The sequence below is a fragment of the Streptomyces griseus genome (assembly GCF_900460065.1).
GTDB classification, from domain to species: domain Bacteria; phylum Actinomycetota; class Actinomycetes; order Streptomycetales; family Streptomycetaceae; genus Streptomyces; species Streptomyces griseus.
Window position 1 is genome coordinate 156,998 of record NZ_UAVD01000028.1, and the last position, 25,730, is coordinate 182,727.

The 25,730-nt window shown below is 70.3% G+C and carries 22 protein-coding genes and 1 pseudogene; 11 read left to right on the plus strand and 12 right to left on the minus strand.

The features are described 5' to 3' along the window. Positions 1–101: 101 nt before the first annotated feature. Positions 102–1,013 (plus strand): MerR family transcriptional regulator, encoded by a 912-nt coding sequence (locus tag DTB53_RS18465; protein WP_012379198.1) that lies wholly within the window; start codon positions 102–104, stop codon positions 1,011–1,013. 76 nt (positions 1,014–1,089) lie between these two features. Here the strand turns inward: DTB53_RS18465 and DTB53_RS18470 are convergent, their stop codons facing one another. The 3 genes from DTB53_RS18470 to DTB53_RS18480 all read right to left on the minus strand — a co-directional run bounded on the left by DTB53_RS18470 (position 1,090) and on the right by DTB53_RS18480 (position 3,667). Further along, positions 1,090–1,761: a class I SAM-dependent methyltransferase gene (locus DTB53_RS18470; protein ID WP_012379197.1), complete on the minus strand. Its 672-nt coding sequence runs from the start codon at positions 1,759–1,761 to the stop codon at positions 1,090–1,092. 47 nt (positions 1,762–1,808) lie between these two features. Continuing rightward, positions 1,809–2,132 carry a hypothetical protein gene (locus tag DTB53_RS18475; RefSeq protein WP_012379196.1) on the minus strand — a complete coding sequence of 108 codons (324 nt, stop codon included), beginning with the start codon at positions 2,130–2,132 and terminating at the stop codon, positions 1,809–1,811. Positions 2,133–2,314: 182 nt separating this feature from the next. Next, positions 2,315–3,667, minus strand: coding sequence for an NsdA family TPR-like regulatory protein (locus DTB53_RS18480; RefSeq protein ID WP_012379195.1), 1,353 nt, complete (start codon positions 3,665–3,667; stop codon positions 2,315–2,317). A gap of 177 nt (positions 3,668–3,844) precedes the next feature. On the opposite strand from DTB53_RS18480, the gene DTB53_RS18485 reads away from it, so the two are divergent. From DTB53_RS18485 to DTB53_RS18505, 5 genes are all read left to right on the plus strand, one after another. Then, on the plus strand, positions 3,845–4,039 hold the full coding sequence (locus tag DTB53_RS18485) for a hypothetical protein (RefSeq protein ID WP_236586385.1): 195 nt from the start codon (positions 3,845–3,847) through the stop codon (positions 4,037–4,039). Further along, a complete protein-coding gene (locus tag DTB53_RS18490; protein WP_012379193.1) occupies positions 4,036–4,497 on the plus strand; it encodes a hypothetical protein in 462 nt (153 codons plus the stop codon). The genes DTB53_RS18485 and DTB53_RS18490 overlap by 4 nt, the downstream gene beginning before the upstream one ends. Before the next feature lie 4 nt (positions 4,498–4,501). After that, positions 4,502–4,954 (plus strand): hypothetical protein, encoded by a 453-nt coding sequence (locus tag DTB53_RS18495; protein WP_003966548.1) that lies wholly within the window; start codon positions 4,502–4,504, stop codon positions 4,952–4,954. A gap of 27 nt (positions 4,955–4,981) precedes the next feature. Continuing rightward, positions 4,982–5,362 (plus strand): hypothetical protein, encoded by a 381-nt coding sequence (locus DTB53_RS18500; RefSeq protein ID WP_012379192.1) that lies wholly within the window; start codon positions 4,982–4,984, stop codon positions 5,360–5,362. 266 nt (positions 5,363–5,628) lie between these two features. Beyond that, positions 5,629–6,621 (plus strand): GNAT family N-acetyltransferase, encoded by a 993-nt coding sequence (locus DTB53_RS18505; RefSeq protein ID WP_003966546.1) that lies wholly within the window; start codon positions 5,629–5,631, stop codon positions 6,619–6,621. A gap of 80 nt (positions 6,622–6,701) precedes the next feature. Here DTB53_RS18505 and DTB53_RS18510 read toward each other — a convergent pair. Next, positions 6,702–6,932: pseudogene (locus DTB53_RS18510) on the minus strand (DUF6879 family protein); the annotation flags it as partial. Between the two features lie 531 nt (positions 6,933–7,463). Between DTB53_RS18510 and DTB53_RS18520 the strand changes: the two are divergent. After that, positions 7,464–8,681, plus strand: coding sequence for a low temperature requirement protein A (locus DTB53_RS18520; RefSeq protein ID WP_012379190.1), 1,218 nt, complete (start codon positions 7,464–7,466; stop codon positions 8,679–8,681). A gap of 24 nt (positions 8,682–8,705) precedes the next feature. Here DTB53_RS18520 and DTB53_RS18525 read toward each other — a convergent pair whose 3' ends face one another. From DTB53_RS18525 to DTB53_RS18555, 7 genes are all read right to left on the minus strand, one after another. Continuing rightward, entirely contained in the window at positions 8,706–8,897 is a 192-nt protein-coding gene (locus DTB53_RS18525; protein WP_012379189.1) for a hypothetical protein, read from the minus strand. A 39-nt stretch (positions 8,898–8,936) separates the two neighbouring features. Then, the gene (locus tag DTB53_RS18530; RefSeq protein WP_042496211.1) at positions 8,937–9,158 is read right to left on the minus strand and encodes a hypothetical protein; all 222 of its coding nucleotides are present in this window, start codon (positions 9,156–9,158) and stop codon (positions 8,937–8,939) included. A gap of 376 nt (positions 9,159–9,534) precedes the next feature. Beyond that, positions 9,535–10,995 (minus strand): glucoamylase family protein, encoded by a 1,461-nt coding sequence (locus tag DTB53_RS18535; protein ID WP_042496208.1) that lies wholly within the window; start codon positions 10,993–10,995, stop codon positions 9,535–9,537. A gap of 358 nt (positions 10,996–11,353) precedes the next feature. Further along, a complete protein-coding gene (locus tag DTB53_RS18540) occupies positions 11,354–12,574 on the minus strand; it encodes a glycoside hydrolase family 1 protein (protein WP_003966537.1) in 1,221 nt (406 codons plus the stop codon). A gap of 94 nt (positions 12,575–12,668) precedes the next feature. Next, positions 12,669–13,562, minus strand: a complete 894-nt coding sequence (locus tag DTB53_RS18545) for a carbohydrate ABC transporter permease (RefSeq protein ID WP_003966536.1) — start codon at positions 13,560–13,562, stop codon at positions 12,669–12,671. Continuing rightward, entirely contained in the window at positions 13,559–14,530 is a 972-nt protein-coding gene (locus tag DTB53_RS18550) for a carbohydrate ABC transporter permease (RefSeq protein WP_003966535.1), read from the minus strand. The genes DTB53_RS18545 and DTB53_RS18550 overlap by 4 nt, the downstream gene beginning before the upstream one ends. 2 nt (positions 14,531–14,532) lie before the next feature. Further along, on the minus strand, positions 14,533–15,780 hold the full coding sequence (locus DTB53_RS18555; RefSeq protein ID WP_012379186.1) for a sugar ABC transporter substrate-binding protein: 1,248 nt from the start codon (positions 15,778–15,780) through the stop codon (positions 14,533–14,535). A 300-nt stretch (positions 15,781–16,080) separates the two neighbouring features. Between DTB53_RS18555 and DTB53_RS18560 the strand changes: the two genes are divergently transcribed. Next, a complete protein-coding gene (locus DTB53_RS18560) occupies positions 16,081–17,094 on the plus strand; it encodes an acetylxylan esterase (RefSeq protein WP_012379185.1) in 1,014 nt (337 codons plus the stop codon). Positions 17,095–17,185: 91 nt separating this feature from the next. Here DTB53_RS18560 and DTB53_RS18565 read toward each other — a convergent pair whose 3' ends face one another. Next, entirely contained in the window at positions 17,186–18,280 is a 1,095-nt protein-coding gene (locus DTB53_RS18565) for a LacI family DNA-binding transcriptional regulator (protein ID WP_012379184.1), read from the minus strand. A gap of 346 nt (positions 18,281–18,626) precedes the next feature. On the opposite strand from DTB53_RS18565, the gene DTB53_RS18570 reads away from it, so the two are divergent. From DTB53_RS18570 to DTB53_RS18580, 3 genes are all read left to right on the plus strand, one after another. Continuing rightward, positions 18,627–21,095: an ABC transporter family substrate-binding protein gene (locus DTB53_RS18570; protein WP_012379183.1), complete on the plus strand. Its 2,469-nt coding sequence runs from the start codon at positions 18,627–18,629 to the stop codon at positions 21,093–21,095. 377 nt (positions 21,096–21,472) lie between these two features. Further along, positions 21,473–23,347: a translational GTPase TypA gene (typA, locus tag DTB53_RS18575; RefSeq protein ID WP_003966530.1), complete on the plus strand. Its 1,875-nt coding sequence runs from the start codon at positions 21,473–21,475 to the stop codon at positions 23,345–23,347. 654 nt (positions 23,348–24,001) lie between these two features. After that, positions 24,002–25,621, plus strand: a complete 1,620-nt coding sequence (locus DTB53_RS18580; RefSeq protein ID WP_012379182.1) for a peptide ABC transporter substrate-binding protein — start codon at positions 24,002–24,004, stop codon at positions 25,619–25,621. Positions 25,622–25,730 lie beyond the last annotated feature (109 nt).

A 25,730-nucleotide genomic window follows, 5' to 3' on the forward strand; every position in this document is an offset into this window, starting at 1 on the left:
GCGGGGGACAGGGCGCGGAACGGGGGCGCGGTTGCACCTTCCGTAGCGGCATGTGGTCCGGTGGAGCCACGCCCCGGTCCCTGGAGAAGAGGTCCCCGCCCATGAGTCCGTCCTTCGTGCCACCCCGCCGGATCAAGATCGGTGACGCGGCGGCCTTCGTCGGCAGCACTCCTCGCGCGATTCGCCACTACCACGAGATCGGCCTGCTCCCCGAGCCCGGGAGAGGCGGCGACGGCCGCCGCCGCTACGGGTACGAGGACATGATCCGCCTGCTGTGGATCCGCAGGACGGCCGACGCCGGGATCGCCCTGGACGACATCCGCGACGCCTTCGCGACCGGGGCCGCTTCGGCCGACGCGGACGGCGGGGAAGCCATCGCGGGCGTCCTGGAGCGGTTGGAGCACTCGCTCGCCGAGCAGGAGGCGGAGTTGCGGCGGCAGCGGGCCGCCGTGCGCCGGATGCGTACCGAGGGCAGCCGGACCGGCCTGCTCTCCGACCTCGTCACCGGCCGCCTCACGTCCCTCCCCGAGGGCTCCCTGCGCCCGGCGGACCTGGACACCCTGCTGGTCACCGAGCGGATCTTCGGCCCCCTGGGCGCGGCGGTCCAGGCCACCCGCTTCATCGCCCTGGCCAGGAATCCCACTCTGCGGCAGGAGTCCGACCGCGTGGACGACGCCGAGGAGGCACTCGACGACAGCGTGGCCGTCGACGATCCGCGGGTGGCCCGTGTGGCCGCCGAGCGGCACGCCTTCGAGAGCGCCCTGCACGCCTTCATCGAGGAGTCCGGCCTGAGCGAGGAGGACGAGGCCCTCTTCGACGCCTGGGAGGCCGCGCACCCGGAGACCGCCGAGGGCGGCGAGGAGGGAGCGGATCCCGCCTCGCGGAGACGGGAGGCCGACTCGATGAGTGTGGTGGAGGCCGTCGGCAAGATGCCCTACGACTTCTCCCCGGCCCGCCTGCGCTGTGGGGAACTGGCCGAAGAACTCTCCGCCCGGGACGCAGCCGGTACCTGAAACACGGCCTGGCCGCCCGGACCGCCGGGGAAGGGACGGGCGGCCAGGCACGGACGGGCCCGGAGTTCGGCGAGGTTCACTCCGCGGGGGACGGGCCCCGCTTCCAGACCAAGGTGTAGCGCCAGAACAGCCGTCGGCGCAGCCGCGCGCCGGGCAGCACGTGCCGGGCGTCGCGAACGATGTCCGGAAAGGCCGTCGTCGCTGGTCGGGTCGGGGCGGTCATGGCGACGGGGCGCGGGGCTCGGCGGCCCTTGTTCTTGATCCAGGCCATGGCGATGTTCGACGGAAGGGCGACGGCGTCGATCAGGTGGTCGCTCAGGGACCGCGGGCGGTAGAGGCCGACGACGATCAGCGTTCCCCCGGGAGCGAGGAGTCGGCGGAAGTGCGTGAGTGCTTCGCCCAACGGCAGGTGGTGGACGGTCGCGACGCAGGTGATGACGTCGTAGAGCCCGGACGGTACGTCCTCCAGCGCGTCCCCGACGGAGAACGTCACCGGAGCCCCGGGAGCCGTGCGTTCCCGCGCGCGTTCGACGATGGTGGGGTCGATGTCGATGCCGTGCACCGCCTCGGCCCGGGTGGCCAGCAGCCGGGCGAGGTCGCCACTGCCCGATCCGACGTCCAGGGCGCCGGTGAAACGTCCGGGGAGCCGGCGCAGGATCCAGCGGTGGTAGTGGGCGTTGTGATCCCACGGGTGGGTGGCGTGGAACCGGTCGAGTGCGCGCAGGAGGCGGGGGAGTACGGCCGTCATGAGGGGAGTCCATCAGAGCCCCCGGCGTCCACAGCGCGGGAGGGCGGCTACCGCTCGGCTCGGGCGGCGCGTTCGGGATGGTCCCGGGCGGCCATCCAGATCGTCAGGTCGAGGGCGATCCGGCCGATGCTGGTCTCGGTGACGACCTCGTGTTCCCGGCGGGTGGAGTCGCGGCGGACGACCTCGTAGCCGCCCTCGTCCAGGACGGTGACGGAGGCGGACCAGACCGGGGCGGCCTCGTCGGGCCGGATGACGACGAAGGTGTTGTCCGAATCGTTGAGGTCGTCGAACAGCATGTACAGCGCGTCCTCGGACGGGTCCTCGATGTGGTCGCCGTTCTCGCTGTCGGCCCGGTAGTACTCGGCTGGCATCGCTCTGTCTCCTCTCGGCCCGCTGGCCTGATCGCGGCCAGGATGACACGAGGGTCCGACAGTAACCTCCCGGGCGGGGGCCCTGCGGTCCTGCGACCCGGCCCCGCCCCGGCCGACCACAGGCGCCAAGTGCGCCGGCCGCACGCCGGTTGCGGGCCGTGTTCGGCTCGCGTCGGCCTCTTCTACGCCGGGATCAGTTCGGGGCGGACGATGTCCCGGGCGCGTTGGTAGAGGGCTTGCGCATCGTGGTTCTTGAGGTGGGGGGCGAGGAGACGGAACATGTCCGTCACACGCTGGTCGATACGGCCCGAATTCACCAGCGGATAGTCGTCCAGCGCCAGCCACCACGTCTTGCAGGCCGCCTCCAGATGACCCGTCGCCAATTGGCGCTCGGCCAGAATGGCCCGCTCCTTGACGCGTGTACGGCGGTAGATGCCATACCGCAGACGGTCCGATTCCTCCATGGCCGCTACCGCACCGTGCACGTCGCCCATTTCGTACCGCACCTGGCTGGTGTGATAGCTCAAGGACGCCGGAGCGTAGGAGCCGAAGACCTTCCCACGTGCCTCTGCCTTGTCCATGGCGACTTCGGCTTCCTGCAAATACATCAGGGCTGAGCGGCGATTGCCGGTCTGCGCCGCCGCATGCGCCTGCTGGCCTGCGAGAAAGGCGCGCATTCGAGGGCCGGCCTGAGGGGATGACGCCGCAGCGGCATCGGCGAGACGCATCGCCACCGGTCCTTGTCGCAGATCCACCGCTTGCACGCTCATTCCACGGAGAGTGGTGCAGAACGTCAGGTGATCCTCGGACGCTCCGGCCAGCTCCAGGGCCTTGAGGTAGTAGCGCTGCGCCAGGCCGTGGAGTCCTTCGTCGACCGCCATGTAACCCGTGAGGTAACAGAGGTCCGACGCGGCGGACATCATCGCCCTGCGTACGTCCTCGCGCCCGCTGGCCTTGAGGAAGGGCGCAACGGTGTTCACCAAGAAGCTGGCGGCCAGCGGTCGGGCCGTTCTGCCGCCGAACTGATCGTCCATTGACGAGAGTTGCTCGGTCATCGCGGTCACCGTGTGCACGTCGGACATGCCTAGGCGCGATCGGACGCCCATCTGGGCGGCTTCCATTCGTCCCACCACGTCCGGCCAGTCCGACACCGTGAGGGCTACGGAGAACAGGGCGACTCCCAGCACGCTGCGCCGGGAAGGGTCCATGTCCAGCCTTCCGAGGTCGATGATTCCGTCCACCGTGCTGACCGGTCCCGCCTCCGTTCCGTGCTCGGGATCCGGGACGGGGAACCCGGCCTCCGACGCCGTGATCGGCCGCCCGAGCCTCCGGGCGAATGCCTCCAGGATCAGGAACCGGGCATTCTCGCGTGGAACGCCCCCGCTTAACCACTGGTGCACGGAAGGGGCGCGGTACTGCTGGGGAGTTCCGCGCTCCGTCCCGATGCGGTTGACCGCTTGCGCACATTGTCTGAGCGTCCACCCGGTCTCGCGGAACAGCCGAGCAAGGCCTGTGTTCGGTTCGCCGGTACCCAAGTTCCGTCAACTCCCCCTGCGGGACGACATCAAGCGCTTAACGGTCTTAACCCTTGCCCACGTCTCAACACTACCGCCGGGCGCGCTCGCGCGATTACCTGTAGTGACCGGTCGGTTGCGAGGAGGAAAGAGGGTTGGGTGGACAGGGAGCCGCTGCTGCCCGCTGTGGGCGCGTTCATGGTGGACACGAGCCGTGGAGGCGGTGTTGCGGAGTTCCGGGGCGTCGCCGGCCCGTACTGGTCCCTCCGGCCGGTCGGCGGTGGGCGCGAGTGGGAAGTCGAACCGCGCTACGTACGACCCGCGCTGCTCATGGAGCAGCTTCGGGCCCGTACGGCGCGGCTCAACGCCCGCAGCCGGGGAGAAGTGCTGTGAAGGCGGCGTTTGCGGCCCCGGGCCGTGCGAGGGTGCTGGACTACGTCGCGGCCGTCACCGTGAAGGCCGACGGGCAAAATCTTCCGCTCGGCGGAGTCGCCCTGCCGAACCGCCGGCTCGTCCTCCGCTGGCTCCGGCGGCAGGCGCTGCGCCTGGCGGACGGGCACGGGCGCGATCCGGTCGAGGCCGCAGCGTGGCACGGCGCGCGAGACGTCCTGCCGGTGACCTTCCACGGAGCCGACGCCCCCGAGGCGCTCCGGGCGTGGGCGGGCGACCACGGCAGCCAGGAGCACGCCATGAGCGCGCTGGCATCCGGGCTCCCCGCCCTGCTCACCGTGGTCGACCCCTTCGTGGGGCTGCGGGTCACCCTCGGCGCGTGGCCCGTCGACCTGTGCGGGTGGGCGACGGCGGCGGCCCCGGCGAACCACCCGTACCCGCCCCGTACGGAAGGGGCCTGACCTCGTGCTGCAATGCACCGCCGTGACTCACGTCCCGTACGCGGAAACGCTGCTGGCGCTCGCCACCATGGAGGGCGGGCCGGAGCACCCGCCCGACGTCGTGGAGCCGGAGGACTTCGTCCTGTGCGAGCTGGGCGACCACGACGAGTCGGCCGAGCACGCCGCGCACCTGTGGACGGCGGACGTACCGGACGACCGGGACCTGTGGTTCCTCTGGTCGGGCACCGGCGCCCACCGCGTCCACCGGCTCGACGTACTCCGTCTCTGCCCCGCCGTGCTCCGCGAGCTGGCGACCCGCACGGTGACGACGTGCGCGTTCTTCGACCATCACCCCGGGCCGCACTCCTTCTCCGTGACCGATCCGCTCGGCGACCTCATCGCCGACCACGTCCACAGCGAGGTCCGGCGGCTGGTCTCGGACGATGCCCCCGACGTACCCGACACCGACGCGCCCTGAGGGCGACGACCAGAGGATTCCCGCCCCATGAACCAGTGCACCGCCGTGACCCTGCTGCCGCCCCCGGAGTTCGTGATCCGCCTCGCCGCCGCCGGCGGCGCCGGCCGTCCGGAAGCCGGGCACCTCCTCTGCGAGCTGGCCGCCCACCACGACGGCGACCACGCGATGGCGTTGTGGGACGACGACGTGAACCGCACCGCCGTGTGGGCCCGGTGGAAGGGCGAGCGGGCGACCTTGGGCGAGCTGGCCTGGTGCGGCGCGATCGACCCCCGGGGTGAGGACGCCTGCGGGCTGTTCGCCGACCACCCCTCCGCCCACGACTGGGACATCGTCGATCCGGCGCTCGCTGCGGTGGACGCCGTCCTCGCGGGGGAGCACCCGCACCTCCTACCACGTGACAGTGCGTGAACTCCCGCGCATACGGTGCTGTTCGACAGTCGGCGCGGCGGCGGCCGGGAGTGAGGAGATCGTCCCTGTCTGCGTGATCCCGGTGGCGGCGGGCGGAGCGCGAGGCCGTGAAGAGAGGCAGTGGGCGGCAGCGGCCGAGTCCACCTCACCCGCCGCACCGGCCGCCGCAGGGACCTTCGCGGAGAAACGAGTTCTGCCGTTCGATCGGCACGTCCTACGCTTCCGTGATCGATGACACCGCATATTCAACTGACGGGGGTCCTGGTGTGAGTGTGAACAGCGGCAACGGACTCGCATCGCTGAAACAGTTGCCTGGCTACGTCCTCCGGCCGTATCACGGCCACGAAGACGACGGCGCCATGGCCGCTGTGCGGCTCGGCTGTGCGGAGCGAGACCGGGTCGACGCCCGTTCGGTCGTGGAAGGTCTCCCGACGGCAGCCGAGATCGCCGAAGCCTCCGCCAAGCTCGACGACCCATCCGAGAACCAGGCACTGGTGGAGCACAGCGGTGGTGTCGTCGGCTACGCGACGATCAGGCGGTGGCAGGAGCGGGACGGGACGTGGTTGTACCTGCACCGCGGCTACCTGATGCCCGAGCACCGCGGCCAGGGCATCGGCTCAGCCATGCTGAACTGGGCAGAGAGCCGTATCCGTCAGCTCGTGCAACAGCATGGAACCGCACGAACGGCCGTGCTCGGCGCGAACGCCATGGTCTCTGAACAGGATGCAACGGCGCTCCTGCTCGATGCGGGATACCGGCGTGTCTTCAGCTTGGTGGAGCTGGAGCTGGCCGATCTCCGACAGCTCCCCGACCGCAAGCCGTTGCCGGACGGCGTCCGCGTCGGAGCCGTTGATCCGAGCAGCTACCGCGCGGCCTGGAAAACGGTCGTCGATTCCTATGCGGAGGCCGCCTTCACCGAGAGGTGGACGTTCGAGAGCTTCCTCGCCTCGGCGGCCGACCCGACCTGCTGGCGGGCTGCTTGGGATCGCGAGGCCCTGGCCGGTGTCGCCCTGTGCTCCATCCGTCGCCGGAATGCCACCGTGGGCGAAATCGAAGAACTGAGCGTCCGGAAAGAGTCACGGCGTCTCGGACTCGGGCGAGCCCTGCTACTGGACGGGCTGCGATGCCTTCGCGAGCACGGTGCGGAGACTGCTCGGTTGTACACCGGCACCGCGAATCCGCACCGGTCCTACGACCTCTACGAGGACGTAGGGTTCCGGCGCCAGAACGAGCACGTCCGCTACCGCAAGCCGATCTGATCGGTTGCCTGGTCCCCCGCTCCACAGGCTTCGCACCACGCTCGGATGTCGGAGTCCGAGGGGGCGGTCCTGGCGCCAGCGATACGGGCGCGGCGGATGCGGACGCCCTTGGCGGTGATCTCCTGCACGACGTCGAGCCAGGGGCGCCACCAGGAATCACGATCGTCCGGGTCGAGTTGATGGCCCTGTCGCCACGCCGCGAATTGTTCGTTCTCGTTCGGGACGGCATAGACGTCACGCATCTCCAGATGGACGGCGGACCGCTCGGCCGACCGGATCAGGTCGGTGAAGCTGCTCAAGCTCTGCGCCATCAAGTGCCTCCCTCAGCAACGGAATCATGCGCTGTGGCAGCCGCACCACACTCTCGTGACCGGGCAACGGGCTGTCCTGGACTGTCCGGGCAGTCGTGTCGGAGTCGGCCGTCACCCCCCGGATGACGAGTTCTTTCGTGTGCTCATCCACCCACACGGCCGGACAGCCATGATCCCCGGACTCAGGATCCCTTCCGACGAACCGTAAACGCATAGCCTCTCCTTGCGTCGAGCCCGGTTCGCACCGGACTGCGTGGAGCTTCCTGCCCCCGGCGGTGCGCATGTGCCGTGGTGGGCACCCCGTCGACGACCGTGCCGTCACCGATCCGGCGCTCGCGGCGGTTCACGCCGTCCTCGTGGGGGAGCACCCGCACCTCACGCCACGCTACGGCGTGTGACTCCCCGGCGCGGCGCCCCCGCGTCGGAATGATGGCGCGCATGCCAGAACACCCCGAAAGCGATATGCGCGGCGAAAGCAGTGAAAGCGGCGGGACCGGCGGGGTCGGCCGGTTGCGGCGTCGGCTCGCCCCGATGACCGGACGTGACCCCGGGGAGGACGGCCGGGTCTCCTCACCGCTGGAGCTGCTGTTCGACCTGACCTTCGTCGTCGCGGTCGGTACGGCGTCGTCGCGGTTCGCCGAGCTCCTGGCCGAGGGACACCTGGGGCACGCGGTCACCGCGTTCGTCATGGCGATGTTCGCGATCAGCGTCGCCTGGATCAGCTTCAGCTGGTTCGCCTCGGCCTTCGCCACCGACGACTGGCTCTACCGGGTCCTGACGATGCTCCAGATGATCGGGGTCGTCGTCTTCTCGCTCGGCCTGCCGGCGATGTTCCACTCCGTCGACGAGGGCGGCCATCTCGAACTGCGTGCCATGGTCGCGGGGTATGTCGTGATGCGGGTCGCGATGGTGTTCCAGTGGGCCCGTGCGGCCCGGGAGGCTCCCGAGTTCCGGGGCGTGGGCCTGGCCAACATCCGCTGGACGGTGATCGCCCAGGTCGGGTGGGTCGTGCTGGCCTTCGTCGGACTGCCGGTGTACGTCGTGTTCGCGGCGTTCGTCGTCCTCGGCGCGCTGGAACTGGCCCTCCCGGTCTTCGCCCAGGGCGCGGCGGGCGGCACCCCCTGGCACCCCCACCACATGGCCGAGCGGTACAGCCTGTTCGCGATCATCGTGCTCGGGGAGAGCGTGGTCGGCACGGTCGCCTCGTCGGGCGAACTGCTGGGCGGGGCCGACGGCACGGCCTGGACCGGCAACGCGATCGCCGTGGTGGTCGCGGGGGTCGGCCTGACCTTCGGCATGTGGTGGGTCTACTTCACGACCCCGTTCGGGGACGTCCTGGAGCGGCGCCGCGACCGCGGCTACCTCTTCGGATACGGCCACATCCCGCTGTTCATCGGCGTCGCCGGCGCGGGGGCCGGGCTGCACGTCGCGGGGCTCTCCCTGGAACACCACGCGGAGATCTCCCGGACGACGGTCGTCCTCGCCCTGGCCCTCCCGGTGACCCTCTACCTCCTGGTGGTCTACCTGCTGCACACCCTGCTGCTCTCGGCGGCGGACCGCTTCCACCTGCTCCTGATCGGCCTGACCCTGGCGGTCCTGCTGGCGGCCTGCCTGCTGGGCGTGACGGGAGCGCCGCTGGCCGTGTGCCTGATCGTGGTGATGCTCGCGCCCTTCGTGACCGTGGTCGGCTACGAGACGATCGGACGCGAGCATCAGCGGCGCATGCTGGAGGGGGCCGGGGTGGGGTAGGGGGTGGAGCGGGAGGCCGGCGGCTTACGCGGACCTCCTCCTCCCGGACCTGTACATCAGCGCGCCGATGATCAGGAAGACGACGGGAGCGGCCATGATCGGAACGAACTTCGCGCCAGTGGCCAGCATGACGACGACCGATATCACCATGAGCGCGGTCATGGCGAGTATCAGGATCCCGAAAACCTTGTTGATCGTTGCCTTCTCGTTGGTCACGCGCGGTCCTTTCTCGAATGCGTCGGACTGACCCGGCTGTCAGGCGGGGCCGTTCTTCCCTCGGCGGATGAAGAACCAGCCGGTGACGGAGACGCATCCGATGATCCCCAGCAGTGCCCACCCTCCGCTGTTGCCGGACGCGATCAGGAAGACGGAGAGGACGATACCCACGAAGCCGAATGCGGCGGCGAACCGGAGATACCGCTTGACGGCGGCGCGCTGCTCCACCGTCCATCCGACGTGCGGCTCCGGCATACTCATTCCCACTCCTTCCCGCGGCCCGATGCTTCTACTTCGCACGATCGCGTACGTACAGGAAAGCGATGATGGCCCCGAACACGATGAATAGACCTACCGCCAGGTAGGGCGACCAGGACGGCCCATCGGGTCGGTTTCCGGCGAAAAGAAGAACCTCGCGCATCATCGCCTGCCCTTTCTCCGGTCGTCGGAAAGCGCGTCGTGGTGACGGCTTTTCCCCCACGGCTCATGGAGTTCAGCGTGCCCCCGGGTTCCCGGTTGAATCCCGTGTCCACGTGGGCCGTCGAGGCGGCGGACGGGCCGGGGCCGCCGGATTGCCGGGCGCGCCACCGGAGGCGCGCGGGGCGGTTCGGGTGGCGCGCCCGGCCCATCTGCGGCCTCAGATCGAGAACCGCTCCCGCTCCAGCAGCGGCTGCACCCGGGACCGGAAGCCGCCCGTGCGGAACGGCCGCTGGAGCAGGCCGGGGCGCAGCTCCTGGGCGAGCGCGGCGACGATCATGCCCTGGTCCAGGGCGAGCATGAAGTCGCTGACCCGGCCCGTCGACACGTTCACCGAGTCCCGGAAGCCGAGCCCGTCCTCGTACGCGCCGAAGTCCCGCTCCAGGGCCCGCAGGTTGGCCACCGCCTCCCGGCCGGCGTACGGCAGGGCCAGGAAGGAGGCGTGCGGGGTGACCACGCCGTTGGTGAACGCCGAGGGAGGCGGCAGGGGTTCGCCGTCCGTGGTGTGCGTGCGGTCGGTGTTGGAGGCGTAGCCGTCGACGGCCATGCCGAGCGCGTCGACCCCGTACTCCTGGTAGCCGTCCTCGGGGACGTTGGAGGGGGAGAAGCCCCAGTAGCCGTACTCCGCCTCCCGCAGGCCGTGGTCGATGTGGCCGCGCACGTAGCGGTGGTGGGTCTCGCCCCACGCGCGCGGCGACCACTGCGGCTCCGGCACGAACAGCGGCACCATCAGCGCCTCGAACATCGAACCGCCCCAGGTGGGGACCACCTTGCGGCCGCGGTGGGTGTAGTGGCCGTTCCAGACGCGTACGCCGTCGACGGTGACGTATCCGCCGCCCGGCTTCTGCTCCTGTTCGTGCTCCGGCAGCATCGTCCGCAGCATGTGCCAGTAGTGGTCAGAGGGGAGGGAGCCGTCCGCGATGCCGAGGTAACTGGCCATGCGCGGCTCGGTGTTGAGCGCGCCGTAGTGGTGCGGGGTCGGCTCGTCCGTGTCCGTCCAGACGCCGCCGCGCAGCTGGCCGGGGCCCGCGACCGGGTCGGCCGGGTCGAAGGGGGTGTAGAAGTACGACCAGTCCGCCGTGGCCAGGATGCGGTGGATACGGGGGCGCAGGCTCGGGGCCGCGTCGGCGGCGATCCGCAGGCCCGTCACCAGCCAGGCGTTGTCGACGGAGGACAGGAAGGGGCGGACCGGGTCGCCGGTGCCCGGCCACTCGGTCAGCACCGAACCGTCGTGCGCGTCGTACCAGTTGAGCCAGAAGCCGTGGTGGCGTTCCAGCTTCTCGACGGCCGCGACCGTACGGGACAGCGCGCGGACCATCGTGCTCTCGCGGATCACGCCGAGGCCCGCGGCGGCCACCGTCGACCACAGGCCGCAGCCGATGTTGGTCGGCGAGGTCTGGGCGGACTGGACGGGGGCTCCGGGGCCGCTCAGGTCGATCTTGTCGGTGACGAGGCCGAAGTCGGTCGTCATCGCCTCCATCGAGCGGTACGTGTCACGGAACCAGGTGGTGAGAAGGCGTGGTCCGGCGGGGGCGGCGACTGCCGCGGGGGCGGTTACGGCTCCGAGCGACAGGGCCGCGGCCCCGGTCCCTGCGGCGGTGAGAAACGTGCGACGGTCCATCGTTCCGGCTCCTGGTGGCAGAAGGGGGAGGGGAAGGGCAAGTCGTGGTGTTCGGCCGTGCGGGGTGGTGCGGGGTGGTGCGGGGATGCGTGGTCGTGCGGGGCGTCCCGGCATCCGAGGTGGTGCGGGGGTCGTGCGGGCGCGCCGGGCGTACGGGGGCGTGCCCTGCGTCCGGGCGCGGGCGGTGTCGCGCCGCGCGTTGGGGCGGGTGATGTCGCGCCGAGCCGGGCGCGGTGTCGCGCGGGGCGGGCGGGACCGGGGGGTCGGGGGCCGGCGGTCGTCAGGATCCGCCGGCCCCCGGCCCACCCGAGGGAGCCGTCAGGTGGCTCCCCGTACAGAGGGGCAGCCCGGGGGCGGGTCAGGCTGCCGTGCGCGGGAGTTCGCGGGTGCGGCCGAGCGAGCCCAGCCACTTCGCCGAGTCGCGGGGGGTGCGCTCGAAGGTCTCCCAGTCGATGGCGATCAGGCCGAACGTGGCCTTGTACGTGCCCCACTCGTAGTTGTCCAGGGCGCTCCACGCCAGGTAGCCCCGGATGTCGAGGCCGTCGGCCAGCGCCGAGGCGACCTCGTCCAGCGCGCCCGCGTAGTAGTCGACGCGGCGGCTGTCGTCGGCGGTGGCGATGCCGTTCTCCGTGACGATCAGCGGGACGTCGCCCACCACCGCGGCCGTGTGGCGCAGCGCCTCGCCGACCGCCGTCGGGTAGTACTCCCACGTCGTCAGGGTCCGCTCGACGTCGTCGGCCGCCGGGATCGGGCCCTCGGGGCCGATCCGCGTACGGGTGTAGGACTGCACGCCGATCCAGTCGTCGCCGCGCGCCGCCTCGATGAAGACGTCCTCGCGCGGGTGGCGGTAGGCGGCGGTGACGTCCTCCGCGCCGGGGAGCGCCTGGTAGACCTGGTTGGCGATGGTCCAGCCGACCTGGATGCCCGCGTCCAGGGCCCGGACCTCCTTGACGGCCGCGTGGTGGGCGGCGATGACGGCCGCGGTCGTCTCGTCGTCGGGGGTGGGCAGGCCGGCGGGCGGGAAGCTGTTGTCGCCGCGCTTGGCCTGGCCCGCCATCACGGCGATCATGTTCGGCTCGTTGATCGTGCAGACGTGGGAGACGCCCTCGGAGATCACCGGGGCGCAGGCCGCCACGTACCGCGCGAACAGCTCCACCGCGCCCTCGGCCGTCCAGCCGCCGCGCGCCTCGAACCACTGCGGGACGGTGAAGTGGTGCAGGGTCACCATCGGACGCAGGCCGCGCTCGATCGCGCCCTCCACCATCCGCCGGTAGTGGGCGAGCTGGGCGCGCGAGAAGTGGCCCTCGACCGGCTCGATGCGGGCCCACTCGACGGAGAAGCGGTAGTCGGTGAAGCCGAGCGAGGCCAGCAGGTCCATGTCCTCGGGCCAGCGGTGGTAGCTGTCGCAGGCGTCCAGGCTCGGCTCCGCGATGTGGGTGCCGGCGGCGTGCTCCTTGACCCACCAGTCGCTGTCGGTGTTGTTGCCCTCGATCTGGTGGGCGGCCGTGGACGCGCCCCAGAGGAATCCCTCGGGGAACGGGACGGGGGTCTTCTGGTCCCAAGCAGGGGTGTGTGTCATCGCGACATGTCTTTCTGGTGGTGGTGAGGGGTGTGGCCGCGCTCTGTTGCGGGGTGGGGTGCGGCCTCGTACGAGAGGTGCCCGGGCGGACGCGCTACTTCATGCCCGCCGTGGCGATGCCCTGCGTGAAGTGCCGTTGCAGCGCGATGAAGACGACCAGCACCGGCAGCACGATCAGGAAGGCCCCGGCCATCAGCATCCCGTTGGAGCCGCCGGCCTTGTTGGGGTCGGTGGCGAAGGTCGCCAGGGCCACCGGGAGGGTGTACTTGTCGGGGTCGTTGGTCGCGATCAGCGGCCAGACGAAGTTGTTCCAGGAACCCAGGAACGTGAAGATCGACAGGGTCGCGAGGGCGGGCTTCACCAGCGGCATCACGATCCGCCAGAAGATGTACCACTCGCTCGCGCCGTCCATCCGGGCCGCCTCCAGCAGCTCGTCCGGGATCGACTGCATGAACTGGCGCATCAGGAAGACCCCGAAGGCTCCGGCGGCGAACGGCAGCACCAGACCCGCGTAGCTGTCGATCAGCTGGAGCTTGCTCATCAGCACGAACAGCGGCAGCAGCATCAGGTTGCCGGGCACCATCAGCGCGCCGAGCACCAGGCCGAAGATCTTGTTGCGGCCGACGAAGTTCAGCTTCGCCAGGGCGTAGCCGAGCATCGAGCAGAAGACCAGGTTCGAGACGGTCACCAGGACCGCCACGATCACCGAGTTCATGAAGTACAGCGGCAGGTCCAGCTTGTCGAGCAGCTGCCGGAAGTTCTCCAGGGTCCACTCGGTGGGGATCCACACGGGCGGGCTGGCCGACAGCTCGCTCTGCGTCTTGAAGGCGGAGAGCCCCATCCAGAGGAAGGGCGCCGACATGACCAGCAGACCGAGCGAGAGCAGGACGTAGACGAGGGGGCGGGAGGCGCTCCGCTTCGTCCGCGGCTCGGCGCTCCCCTTCTTCTCCAGGAGCCCGGCCGGTGCGTTCCCGCTGTTGGCGCTCATTTCGTGTTGTCCTTCAGCAGTCGGAGCTGGAGCACCGTGATGCCCATGATCACCACGAAGAGGACGTACGCCATGGCGCTCGCGTAGCCCATGTGGAAGAAGTTGAACCCTTCGCGGTACATGTTCAGCGAGACCGTGAGGGTCGAGTCGGACGGGCCGCCCTGGGTCATCACGAACGGCTCCTCGAACACGTTGAGGTAGCCGATCGTCGTGATCACCGTGGCGTAGAGGACCGTCGGACGCAGCAGCGGGACCGTGATGGACCGGAACTCCTGCCAGACGCTCGCGCCGTCGAGCTTCGCGGCCTCCCGCACCTCGGTGGGGATCGCCTGGAGGCCCGCGATGAACAGCACCATCACCGTGCCGACGTTCCGCCAGACCGCCATGACGATCAGCGACGGCATCGCCAGCGTCTCGGAGCCGAGGAAGTCCGGAGCCGTCCAGCCCACTTCGGAGAAGAGGCCCGCGATCAGCCCGTCGCTCGGATCGAGGACGAACCGCCAGACGACGGCCACCGCCACGATCGTGGTGACCACCGGGGCGTAGAAGCCGACCCGGAAGAAGGTCCGCGCCCGGTCGATGCCGTTGTTCAGCAGCACGGCGACGACCAGTCCGATGCCGATGGTCAGCGGCACGCCGACGACGACGAAGTACCCCGTGTTGAAGAGGGACTTGAGGAACTTCTCGTCGCCGAAGAGGTTGACGTAGTTCTCGAACCCGATGAACTCCGCTTCCCACGGGCGCGTCACGTTGCGCAGCCCGAAGTCCGTGAAGCTCATCACCAGCGTGGCGAGGATCGGGAACGCCATGAAGACGGTGAACAGGACGAGGAACGGGGTGGAGAACAGCCAGCCCGCCGCGTTCTGGACGCCCATCGACGGCTTGCGTCCCCGGCTGCCCCCGGAGGCCGGGGACGGTGCGGCCCCGGCCTTCCGGGGCCCTCGGGCCTTCTCGGTCGTGGTGCTCATGGCTACTGCTTCACGAGACCTTCGATCTCGGACTGCGCGGTCTTCAGCGCGTCCTCGGCGGAAGCCTTGCCCTGCGTCACCTTGGCGATGGCCTGGTCCACCTTGTCGGTGATCTCGGTCCAGTTGGCCAGGGACGGCGAGGACTTGGCGGTGTCCATCTGCTTCTTGAAGATCTGGAGGTCGGCGTCGTCGGCGAGCGCGCCGGACTCCCACGCGGAGGTGTTGGCGGGCAGGTCCTTCGTCCGCTCGTACCAGTCGGCCTGGCCCTTCGTGTCGGTCAGGTACGTGATGAACTCGGTGGCCGCGGCCTTGTGCTCGCTGTCCTTGGAGACGACGAGGGAGGAACCGCCGGCCATGGAGGTGGAGGAGGCGTCCGCCGGGACGTTGGCGATGGCCCACTTGCCCTTGATCTGCGGCTGGCCCTCGTTGAGGAGCGTCACGTGCCAGGGGCCGCCGAAGAACATCGGGACCCGGCCGTTGCCGAAGTCCTTCACCACGTCGTAGCCGGGCTGCACGGACTTGTTGGAGAGGCCCTTGTCGAAGTACGAGCCGTACTCCTTCAGCGCCTTGACGGCCTCCGGGCTGTCGACGACGGCCTCGCCCTTGTCGTTGACGATCTCGCCGCCGGCCGAGTACAGGAAGGAGTAGAAGTTCTGCACGGTGTCCAGGCCGCTGGGCTGGATGGACAGCCCCCACTTGGTCCCGGCCTTCTCCTGGTACGCGCCCGCCAGGTCCTTCAGGCCCTTCCAGTCGGTCGGGGCCTCGGTGACGCCGGCCTTCTCGGCCAGGTCCGTGCGGTAGTAGAGGACGCGGGTGTCGACGTACCACGGCACGCCGTAGGCGGTGCCGTCCACCTCGCCCTGCTCCCAGCCCGCCGGGAAGAAGTCCTTCTTGTCGAAGACCTTGGTGTCCACCGGCTCCAGCACACCGAGCTCGGAGAACTCGCCCATGTAACTGCCGCCCATCTGCGCCACGTCGGGCAGGGTGCCCGCCGCGGCTGCCGAGACGAGCTTCTGGTGGGCGACGTCCCAGCCGATCGGGGTCACCTTGACGGTGATGTTCGGGTTGGCCTTCTCGTAGACCTTGGCCACGTCGGCGAGTTTTTCGCCCTCGGCCCCCATCGCCCACACGGTGAGCGTCTGCTTCTCGTCCGCCGCGACGTCGCCGCCGCCGGAGGAGCCGCAGGCGGAAAGGGTCACGGCGAGCGCGAGCGCTATGCCTGCGGGAGCGGTTCTGGCGATGCGGGACATGGGAGGGCTCCTCCTTGAGCAATCCGAATGCGGCGCGATGTATGCGCTGCCTGTAAGCGCATACATCACTCTGCGCCAGTCCTTCGGCAATCCGCAAGAGGGTGCTGGGTCACACTCGTGCAACGTGCTCGACATCCCGGCGCCTTGTGGTTGAACCGTAAACGCACAATTTGTGGAGCAACAGGCGATGTGACCGATTCGTCTCCGGTCGGGCGGCGGCGGACGCGACGGCCGACGGCCGGGCGGCGGCGGAGGGGACGTGCCCGCGTCGGCGTCGTGGTCGGCGTCTACCCTCGCGGCATGGCCTCACCCGTCGCCCTCGCCCACGACTTCCCGTTCGACCCGGCCTACGGGTACGACGCGCCGGACGCCCTGCTGGGCATCCCCGCCCCGCCCGCCCCCGACGGCTTCGACGCCTTCTGGCGCGGCCGGTACGCCCGCGCCCGCGCCGTCGACCCGCGGCCGGTCCTCGGCCCGGTGGAGGAGGAGCGCGACGGCCTGCGGATCCACGGCGTGACCTACACCTCCGTGGGCGGCGTCCGGCTCGGCGGCTGGCTCGCCCTGCCCGCCGAGGGGCCCGTCCGGTACGGATTCGTCGTCGGGCACGGCTACGGCGGACGCCAGGAGCCCGGCCGCGACCTGCCGCCGCCGCTGCCCGGGGCCGCCGTGCTCCTGCCGTGCGTCCGGGGCATGGGGGAGCGGGGCCGGGTGGACGGCATCCCGGACGTGGCCGACGCGCACGTCCTGCACGGCATCGAATCCCGTGCGTCGTACGTCATCGGGGACTGCGTGGCCGACCTCTGGTGCGCCGCCTCCGCCCTCACGGCCCTCGTCCCGGAGCTGGAGCCGGCCGGCCGGCCCGGCGGCCCCCGCCTCGGCTACCTGGGCGAGAGCTTCGGCGGCGGGCTCGGGGCCCTCGCGCTGCCCTGGGACGACCGCTTCGGCGCTGCCCAGCTCACGGTCCCCACCTTCGGCAACCACCCGCTGCGCCTGACCCTGCCCTGCGCGGGCAGCGGCGAGGCGGTCCGGGCGCACCACCGCGAGCACCCCGGGGTCACGGAGGTCCTCGGCTACTTCGACGCGGCGACGGCGGCCACCCGGCTGACGCTGCCCACCCTGATCGCGGCCGCCCTCTTCGACCCGTCCGTGCCGCCGCCCGGGCAGTTCGCCGTGCACAACGCGCTGGCCGGTGAGCGTGAGCTCCAGGTGCTGACGGCGGGGCACTTCGCGTACCGGGGCATGGCGGCCGAGGCGGCGGAGCTGGAGGCGAACCGGACGCGGTTCTTCGCGGAGCGGCTCACGGCGGCGCGGTGACGGCGGCTGCGGGGCGACCGCGCCCGGCCCCGGCCGCCCGGCGGGAGCCGCGGGTGCTCGACGCCCCCGGCACTCGCCGCGGCAGGGGCCCTCAGCCGCAGCCGCAGCTCGCGCGGCGGGTCACGGAGACCGGCAGCTCCAGGGAGACCGGGGCGCGGCCCGGGTCCGCCAGGCGCTGCACCAGCAGCTCCACCGCCTGCTCGCCCAGCTGCCGGATCGGCTGCCGGACGGTCGTCAGGGGCGGGCGGACGATCCGGCTCAGCGGGATCCCGTCGAAGCCGGTCACGGCGATGTCCTCGGGCACCCGCACCCCGCGCCGCTCCAGCGCCTGGAGCGCGCCGACCGCCATCTGGTCGTTGGCGAACAGCATCGCCTCCGGGCGCTCCACCCCCGTACCCTCCGACCGGTCCAGCAGGGTGCCCGCCGCCAGCGCGCCCTCGGCCTGCGTCATCATCCCGGCGCGCAGCTCCGGCCGGGAGGGCACCGGCAGACCCGCGTCCCGGCACCCCTCCTGGAAGCCCCGGAACCGGGCCTCGGCGTCCGGTGAGTTCTCCTCGCTGCCGATGAACGCCAGCCTGCGCAGCCCGTGGTCCTCGATGAGGTGGCGGGTCAGCTCCCGTTCGCCCTCGGTGTTGGCCACCACGATGTGGTCCAGGTGGTCGATCTCGCGCGGCCCGGCGAGCATCACCACGGGCAGCCGGCGCGATATCACCTCCAGGTCCTCGGTCGGCACGGTCCGCGCCAGGACGGCGAACCCGTCGACCCGGCCCGCGACCTTCGCCACCAGGCTCTCCGGGCCGCCGTCCAGCGAGGCGGCGATCAGCAGGGCGTAGCCGTGCCGCCGGGCGGCCCGTTCCATGCCCCGGATGATCTGGTCGGAGTAGAGCATCACGGCCTGGTCGTCGTCCGCGTCGCTCGCCGCGGCGGCGGTCTCGGCGTCCGGGTCCGCGTAGTCCGGGAAGCAGAGCCCGAGCACGCCGGTGGTCCGGCTGGCCAGGCCCCGGGCGCTGCCGGACGGCACGTACCCCAGCTCGCGGGCCGCCTCCATGACCTTCTCGCGGGTCTGGGCGCGTACGGAATCGGGGTTCCGGTAGACCCGGGAGACCGTGGCAATGGAGACGCCCGACCGCTCGGCGACGTCGTACACCGTGGGGGCGCTCACTCGACCGACCGTCCGCTTCTTCATCCGTAGCGCCGCGCCTGGCGCGTGTGCTGGTACCGGGCCGGCGGCCTGCTCGCCTGCCGATGCGATCACGAGGCCCGTGAAAGCGCATTCACCCTAGATCGTGGGCCGCGGGGGGAGCAAGGCCGCCCGGAGCCGCGCCGGGGGCCCCGCACCCCGCGGAAGTGAAACGTTCCTCCGGCCGGGTGAGCTTGCGCCCGCCGCCCGCCGTGTCTGCGCCCCCTCGCGCGAGGGGGCGTTTTCAGTGGGCGGAAGGAATCAGTGTGATCAACAGTAAATGCCACCACATACGCACTATCCGGTCCATTCCGGTACGGGGTGGTCCGGGCCGGCCCCGGAGGTATCAGCCATGTCCCACGTCGGCGTCCCGCGCGGGACGGTCCGAAAGCGCCGATCGCTCGCGCTCCTCACGACGGGGGTGCTCACGATCCCGGTGCTGGCCGGCTGCACCTCCGGCAGCGAGGAGACCTCCCGGGGCGTGCCCCAGGACATCGCACCCGCCGCCCGCCAGGCGGTCACCGACGGGTCCACGGTGAACTGGGCGGTCGACGCGCTGCCCGCCACCTTCAACGCCTTCCAGGCGGACGCGGACAGCGCCACCACCCGGATCACCGGAGCCCTGCTCCCGACGCTCTTCCCGATGGACAAGTCCGGGCAGCCGAAGCTCAACCCGGACTACCTGGAGTCCGCCGAGATCATCGAGCGCGAGCCGAAGCAGGTCGTGCTCTACAAGCTCAACCAGCAGGCGGTGTGGAGCGACGGACGGGAGATCGGGGCCCCCGACTTCGTCGCCCAGTGGCGGGCGCTCCGGGGCAAGGACTCCGCGTTCTGGACCGCCCGCAACTCCGGTTACGAGCGGATCGAGAAGATCGAGCGGGGCGCGGACGACCTCCAGGTGCGGGTCACGTTCGCCAAGCCGTACGCGGACTGGCGCTCGCTGTTCTCGCCGCTCTACCCGAAGGAGGTCACCGGCTCGCCGGACGCCTTCAACGACGGGGCGCGCGCCACCCTGAAGAACACCGCCGGGCCCTTCGTCCTGCGCGGCGTCAGCAAGTCCGAGGGCACCGTCACGCTGGCCCGCAACCCGCGCTGGTGGGGGGAGAAGGCCAAGCTGGACACCCTCGTCTTCCGCGCGGTCGCCGCGAAGGACCGTACGCGGGCGCTCGCCGACGGCACGGTGGACGTCGCCGACATCGACGCCGCCACCGCCGACCGCATCACCCTCGCCCGCCGCGACCGGGGCGGCAACGGCCAGCCGCTCGCCCACGGCCCGGGTTCCACGACCACGCCCGCCGCGGCCCTGCGCTCCTGGGCCCTGGCGCACGGGTCCGACGAGGAGGCCGCCGAGATCGCGCAGGCCGCCCGGGAGAAGAACCGCAAGGCCGTCGTCGCGTACACCGCCGAGCAGAAGGCCCTGCGCGACTTCGCGGTCCGCAAGTCCCTGGAACCCGCCTACACCCAGCTCGCGCTGAACGGCGAGTCCGGCCCCCTCGCCGACGACCGGGTCCGGCGGGCGGTGGCCCGCGCCCTGGACCGCGAGGAGCTGGCCCGGACGGTCCTGGGGCCGCTGGGCCTTCCGGCGAAGCCGCTCGGCAGCCACCTCGCCCTCGCGGGCCAGCCCGGCTACAAGGACGGCAGCGGGGCGCTCGGCGACCAGAACACCGAGGAGGCGCAGGCCCTGCTGGCGGACGCCGGCTGGACGCGGGGCGGCGCGGCCGAGCCGCCCAAGGACACCAAGGCGGGCAGCGAAGCGGAGAAGAAGGGCGACCGGGGCGGCGCCGAGGGCGCGGAGAAGAAGCCCTCCGAGGGCGCGACGGGCGAGAAGGCCGGACAGAGCTCCGAGGAGAAGGCCGAGAAGACGGACGAGGAGGAGAAGGCCGGGAAGGCCGGGAGCACCGAGAAGGCGGAGGAGGAGGAGAGCGACACGAAGGAGGCGGAGGGCGAGAAGGCCGACCGGGCCTCCGAGGACAGCGCCGCCTCCCGTGACGAGGGCCTCTACATCGTCGGCCAGGACAACAAGCCCGGCGCCCACGCCCCGGCGCAGGCCGCCTCCACCGGCGGCGCCGCCGCCATCCACGTCCTGGCCCCCGGCCGGGCCGCCGCCGCCCAGAGCGCCGCCCTGCGCCGTCAGGCCGGCGCCCTCGGCGAGGACGGCGCCGTCGCGGCCCAGGACAAGCGGCCCGGGGGAGCCGCCGGGGCGTACGCGCCCGTCGGCACCGCCGCCCCGGCGCCCGCCGCCGCCAAGGGACAGCTCGGCAAGGACGGCAAGGCGCTGACCCTGCGCTTCGTCCTCCCCTCCGGGCCCGGCTCCCAGTCGCTGCGCAGCGTCGGCGACAAGATCGCGGTGATGCTGGAGAAGATCGGCATCGGCACGGAGATCATCAAGGTCCCCGACGAGAGCTACTTCAAGGACCACGTCGCCTCCGGCGCGTACGACCTGGCGCTCTACTCGTGGCCCGCGACCGCCTACCCGGCCACCGACGGGCGCCCGATCTACGCCAAGCCGGAGCCCGCCACCGACGGGTCGCTCCTCGTGGAGCAGAACTACACCCGGGTCGGCACCGACCACATCGACCAGCTGTTCGACCAGGCGGCCGCCGAACTCGACGAGAAGGCGGCGCGGGAGCTGATGAAGCAGGCGGACGCCCGGATCTGGGCCGCCGCCGGATCGATCCCCCTCTTCCAGCGGCCGCAACTGGTCGCGGTCGACAAGAAGCTCGCCAACGTCGGGGCGTTCGGTTTCGCGGCCCCCCGGTACCAGGACATCGGGTTCAAGAACCGGCAAGCGGCAGGTTCCCCCGCAGACCGCAAGAAGTAGCGGGGAACCGCCACAGGGCCCCGCCGCCAAGCTCAGATGCACCTCAAAACCCTTGCCCGCCGGTTCGCCCGGCGGGCAGGGTGGTTTCTGCCCTGACCCGGGCCGTTCATCGCGTCACCGCTCCTCACCCCCCACACGCTCCACCACCGCTCCGCCTGAATCCGGCCACCCAAAATGGCCCGGCAGTTCCTTGACAGCGGCTGAATATCGCCTGAATCACACGGGAAGACCGCGTCCGCGGATCGGTCCGGGAAGCCCGGTGGGCCCCGGGCCCGTACGATGGGACGAGCCGTGGCGTGCCGCCCGGCGGGCGTACGAGGACTCGAAGACCGACTGAGACGCCTGATCCCACGATCCGAGAGAAGCGCAAGCCACCCATGCCCACGCGCCACGACATCCGTAACGTAGCCATCGTCGCCCACGTCGACCACGGCAAGACCACGCTGGTCGACGCCATGCTCAAGCAGGCCGGCTCCTTCGCCGCGCACGCTGCCGAGTCGCTCGACGACCGGATGATGGACTCGAACGACCTGGAGCGTGAGAAGGGCATCACGATCCTCGCCAAGAACACGGCGGTGAAGTATCACCCCAAGGACGGCGGGGACCCGATCACGATCAACATCATCGACACCCCCGGCCACGCCGACTTCGGTGGCGAGGTCGAGCGTGGTCTGTCGATGGTGGACGCGGTCGTGCTGCTCGTCGACGCCTCCGAGGGCCCGCTGCCCCAGACCCGCTTCGTGCTGCGCAAGGCGCTGGCCGCCAAGATGCCGGTCATCCTCTGCATCAACAAGACGGACCGCCCCGACTCCCGGATCGCCGAGGTCGTCGACGAGACGTACGACCTGTTCCTGGACCTGGACGCGGACGAGGACCAGATCGAGTTCCCGATCGTCTACGCCTGCGCCCGTGACGGCGTCGCCTCGCTGACCAAGCCCGAGGACGGCACCGTCCCGCCGGACAGCGACAACCTGGAGCCGTTCTTCTCGACGATCCTCAGCCACGTCCCGGCCCCGGAGTTCGACGCCGAAGCGCCGCTCCAGGCCCACGTCACCAACCTGGACGCCGACAACTTCCTCGGCCGCATCGCGCTCTGCCGCGTCGAGCAGGGCGAGCTCCGCAAGGGCCAGACGGTCACCTGGATCAAGCGCGACGGCACCATGTCCAACGTCCGCATCACCGAGCTGATGATGACCGAGGCGCTCACCCGCAAGCCGGCCGAGGTGGCCGGCCCCGGTGACATCTGCGCCATCGCCGGTATCCCGGACATCATGATCGGCGAGACGCTGGCCGACCCGGAGAACCCGATCGCGCTGCCGCTGATCACGGTCGACGAGCCGGCCATCTCGATGACCATCGGCACCAACACCTCGCCGCTCGTCGGCAAGGGCGGCAAGGGCCACAAGGTCACCGCCCGCCAGGTGAAGGACCGCCTGGACCGGGAGCTGATCGGTAACGTCTCGCTCCGCGTCCTGGACACCGAGCGCCCCGACGCCTGGGAGGTCCAGGGCCGAGGCGAGCTCGCGCTCGCCATCCTGGTCGAGCAGATGCGCCGCGAGGGCTTCGAGCTGACCGTCGGCAAGCCCGAGGTCGTCACCAAGCAGATCGACGGCAAGACCCACGAGCCGATCGAGCGCATGACGATCGACTCGCCCGAGGAGCACCTCGGCGCCATCACGCAGCTCATGGCGACCCGCAAGGGCCGTATGGAGACCATGACGAACCACGGCTCCGGCTGGGTCCGCATGGAGTGGATCGTCCCCTCCCGCGGCCTCATCGGCTTCCGTACGGAGTTCCTGACGCAGACCCGCGGCACCGGCATCGCGCACTCGATCTTCGAGGGCCACGAGCCGTGGTTCGGCGAGCTGCGCACCCGTCACAACGGCTCGCTGGTGGCCGACCGCGCCGGCTCCGTCACGCCGTTCGCGATGGTCAACCTCCAAGAGCGCGGTGTCATCTTCACCGAGGCCGGCACCGAGGTCTACGAGGGCATGATCATCGGCGAGAACAGCCGCGCCGACGACATGGACGTGAACATCACCAAGGAGAAGAAGCTCACCAACATGCGCGCGGCCTCCGCGGACACCACGGAGAACGTGGTCCCGGCCCGCAAGCTGTCGCTGGAGCAGTCCCTGGAGTTCTGCCGCGAGGACGAGTGCATCGAGGTGACCCCGGAGACCGTGCGCATCCGCAAGGTCGTCCTGGACGCCAAGCAGCGCGGTCGCACGGCCTCGCGCGCCAAGCACGGCTGACACCCCGCCCGAGCGGACGGCCGGCGCACCCCTCCCGGGGTCGGCGCCGGTCCCGTACGGCTGACACGTGGCCCCCTGGGCCGTGAGGACCGCCCGGACGCCCCCCAAGGGCTTCCGGGCGGTCCTGTGTGCCCGGCGGGGCGGCTCGAGAGCCCGGCGCCCCGGACGCCCGCCGGGCCCCGACCTGCGCCGGAGCGGAAGACTCCGGATGGGGAGGCGCCCGGAGCCCTCCCGGGTCCGTCCGACGGCCCGTCAGCGCGGCCATTGACAGAAGGCCCGGCCCACCACGGACACTGAGGTGGGCCGGGCCTTCGTCAATCTCTTTTTATGACCAAGGTGTCCGGATATCGGGGGTCGCTCTCCGGAACATGTGTTAACAGTCCGTTTCGGGCGTGTCTGTCTGGGATCGCTTTGTCCGGATTTCGGGCACGCAGAGGGTGCTGATGTTGTCAAACCGAGACCCTTTAAGTGTGGTTTACAGCCCGGCCGTACTCAATAGTTGGCTCCATTGAGCTCGGGTCAATGGGTCACGCACTGTGGGGAGTGCCGACTCACGAGCACACTCGGGGCACTGAACGATCACCGTCAGGGGTGTCGGTGAATCTCTCCAGTGCCCTTCTTGTAGTCAAAAGTGGACTCATGAGGAGGAAACCCATGCGCGGTGCCAAGAGCGCCAAGTGGGTCGCGGGAGCGGCCGTCATCGCCCTGGCCGCGACTGCCTGTGGCGGCGGCGACAGCAGCGACGAAGGCAAGAAGAACACGTCGGGACAGCCCGCCGGTTACGTCTCGATCGACGTCGGCGAGCCCCAGAAGCCTCTGATGCCGGCCGACACGAACGAGAGCAACGGCTCCTACGTCATCCAGTCGCTGTTCACCCAGCTGCTGGACTTCGACAGCAAGGGCGAGATCGTCCTCACGAACGCCGAGTCCGTCGAGACCGAGGACTCCAAGACGTGGACCGTCAAGCTCAAGGCCGGCTGGAAGTTCCACAACGGTGAGGCCGTGACCGCGCAGTCGTACATCGACGCGTGGAACTGGTACGCCAACGTCGACAACAAGCAGCAGAACGCCTTCTGGTTCTCCGACATCAAGGGCTACGCGGACGTCCACCCCGAGAAGGGTGCGGCCAAGTCCAAGGAGATGTCGGGTCTCAAGGCCGTGGACGACACCACGTTCACGATCGAGCTGACCGACAAGGTCCCGTACTTCAACTACAAGCTCGGTTACGCGACGTTCGCGCCGCTGCCGAAGGTCTTCTACGACGACCCGAAGGCGTTCGGCCAGAAGCCGATCGGTAACGGTCCGTACACGTTCGAGAAGTGGACCCACAAGAAGCTCATCCAGGTCAAGGCCTGGGACGAGTACCAGGGCCCGAACAAGGCTGCCAACAAGGGCATCCAGTTCAAGAACTACTCGACCGTCGAGGCCGCCTACTCGGACGTCCTCTCCGGCAACCTGGACATGATCCGCCAGGTCGGCCCGCGTGACCTGCCCAAGTACAAGACGGACCTGGGCGACGGCGCGATCGAGCAGCCCTACGCCGCGATCCAGACGCTGGTCCCGGCCTTCTACACGGACACGTTCAAGGACATCGACCCCAAGGTCCTCCAGGGCCTGTCCATGGGCATCGACCGTGACACGATCACCAAGACCGTGCTGAACAACACCCGTACCCCCGCGACGAGCTTCACGCCGCCGCAGGTCAAGGGCAACCAGCAGCTCGAGTCGGACTTCCTGAAGTACGACCCGGTCAAGGCGAAGGCTCTCATCAAGGAGGGCGGCGGTGTTCCCGGCAACAAGTTCTCCATCCAGTACAACGCCGACGGCGGGCACAAGGAGTGGGTGACCGCTGTCTGCGAGTCCATCCGCAACGCCACCGGGGTCGACTGCGTGGGCGACGCGAAGCCGGACTTCCCGACCGACCTCGAGGCTCGTGACAACAACGAGGTCAAGGGCATGTACCGCGGTGGCTGGGTCGCCGACTACCCGGTCAACGTGAACTTCCTCAAGGAGCTCTACCACTCCAAGGCCGAGTCGAACAACGGTCGGTTCGCCGACAAGGAGATCGACGAGCTGATGGCCAAGGGCGACAAGGCGGACTCCCTGGAGGAGTCGGTCGCCGCCTACCAGGAGGTCGAGAAGGCGCTCGTCGAGAAGATGCCGGCGATCCCGCTCTGGTACTACCGCATCAACGGCGGCCACGGCAAGAACGTCGACAACGTCGTTGTCGACTTCCACGGTGACCTCGAACTGACCGGCGTCACCACCAAGTAACGCCTGCGGGTCATTCCCCAACTGGCCGTCATCCGCCCGTGCTGCCCCTCAGCACGGCCGGAGGCGCGGGGGTCGCCTCTGCGAAGAGGTGGCCCCCGCGCCGCAGTTA

What these genes read in the sequence shown, in the direction of transcription:
- DTB53_RS18555 (WP_012379186.1), bottom strand. Translation starts at nt 15,780, where the DNA reads ATGTCCCGCATCGCCAGAACCGCTCCCGCAGGCATAGCGCTCGCGCTC.
- DTB53_RS18475 (WP_012379196.1), bottom strand. Translation starts at nt 2,132, where the DNA reads ATGCCAGCCGAGTACTACCGGGCCGACAGCGAGAACGGCGACCACATC.
- DTB53_RS18470 (WP_012379197.1), bottom strand. Translation starts at nt 1,761, where the DNA reads ATGACGGCCGTACTCCCCCGCCTCCTGCGCGCACTCGACCGGTTCCAC.
- DTB53_RS18565 (WP_012379184.1), bottom strand. Translation starts at nt 18,280, where the DNA reads ATGAAGAAGCGGACGGTCGGTCGAGTGAGCGCCCCCACGGTGTACGAC.
- DTB53_RS18560 (WP_012379185.1), top strand. Translation starts at nt 16,081, where the DNA reads ATGGCCTCACCCGTCGCCCTCGCCCACGACTTCCCGTTCGACCCGGCC.
- DTB53_RS18465 (WP_012379198.1), top strand. Translation starts at nt 102, where the DNA reads ATGAGTCCGTCCTTCGTGCCACCCCGCCGGATCAAGATCGGTGACGCG.
- DTB53_RS18485 (WP_236586385.1), top strand. Translation starts at nt 3,845, where the DNA reads ATGGTGGACACGAGCCGTGGAGGCGGTGTTGCGGAGTTCCGGGGCGTC.
- DTB53_RS18530 (WP_042496211.1), bottom strand. Translation starts at nt 9,158, where the DNA reads ATGAGTATGCCGGAGCCGCACGTCGGATGGACGGTGGAGCAGCGCGCC.
- DTB53_RS18545 (WP_003966536.1), bottom strand. Translation starts at nt 13,562, where the DNA reads ATGAGCGCCAACAGCGGGAACGCACCGGCCGGGCTCCTGGAGAAGAAG.
- DTB53_RS18535 (WP_042496208.1), bottom strand. Translation starts at nt 10,995, where the DNA reads ATGGACCGTCGCACGTTTCTCACCGCCGCAGGGACCGGGGCCGCGGCC.
- DTB53_RS18540 (WP_003966537.1), bottom strand. Translation starts at nt 12,574, where the DNA reads ATGACACACACCCCTGCTTGGGACCAGAAGACCCCCGTCCCGTTCCCC.
- DTB53_RS18580 (WP_012379182.1), top strand. Translation starts at nt 24,002, where the DNA reads ATGCGCGGTGCCAAGAGCGCCAAGTGGGTCGCGGGAGCGGCCGTCATC.
- DTB53_RS18550 (WP_003966535.1), bottom strand. Translation starts at nt 14,530, where the DNA reads ATGAGCACCACGACCGAGAAGGCCCGAGGGCCCCGGAAGGCCGGGGCC.
- DTB53_RS18570 (WP_012379183.1), top strand. Translation starts at nt 18,627, where the DNA reads ATGTCCCACGTCGGCGTCCCGCGCGGGACGGTCCGAAAGCGCCGATCG.
- DTB53_RS18500 (WP_012379192.1), top strand. Translation starts at nt 4,982, where the DNA reads ATGAACCAGTGCACCGCCGTGACCCTGCTGCCGCCCCCGGAGTTCGTG.
- typA (WP_003966530.1), top strand. Translation starts at nt 21,473, where the DNA reads ATGCCCACGCGCCACGACATCCGTAACGTAGCCATCGTCGCCCACGTC.
- DTB53_RS18520 (WP_012379190.1), top strand. Translation starts at nt 7,464, where the DNA reads ATGACCGGACGTGACCCCGGGGAGGACGGCCGGGTCTCCTCACCGCTG.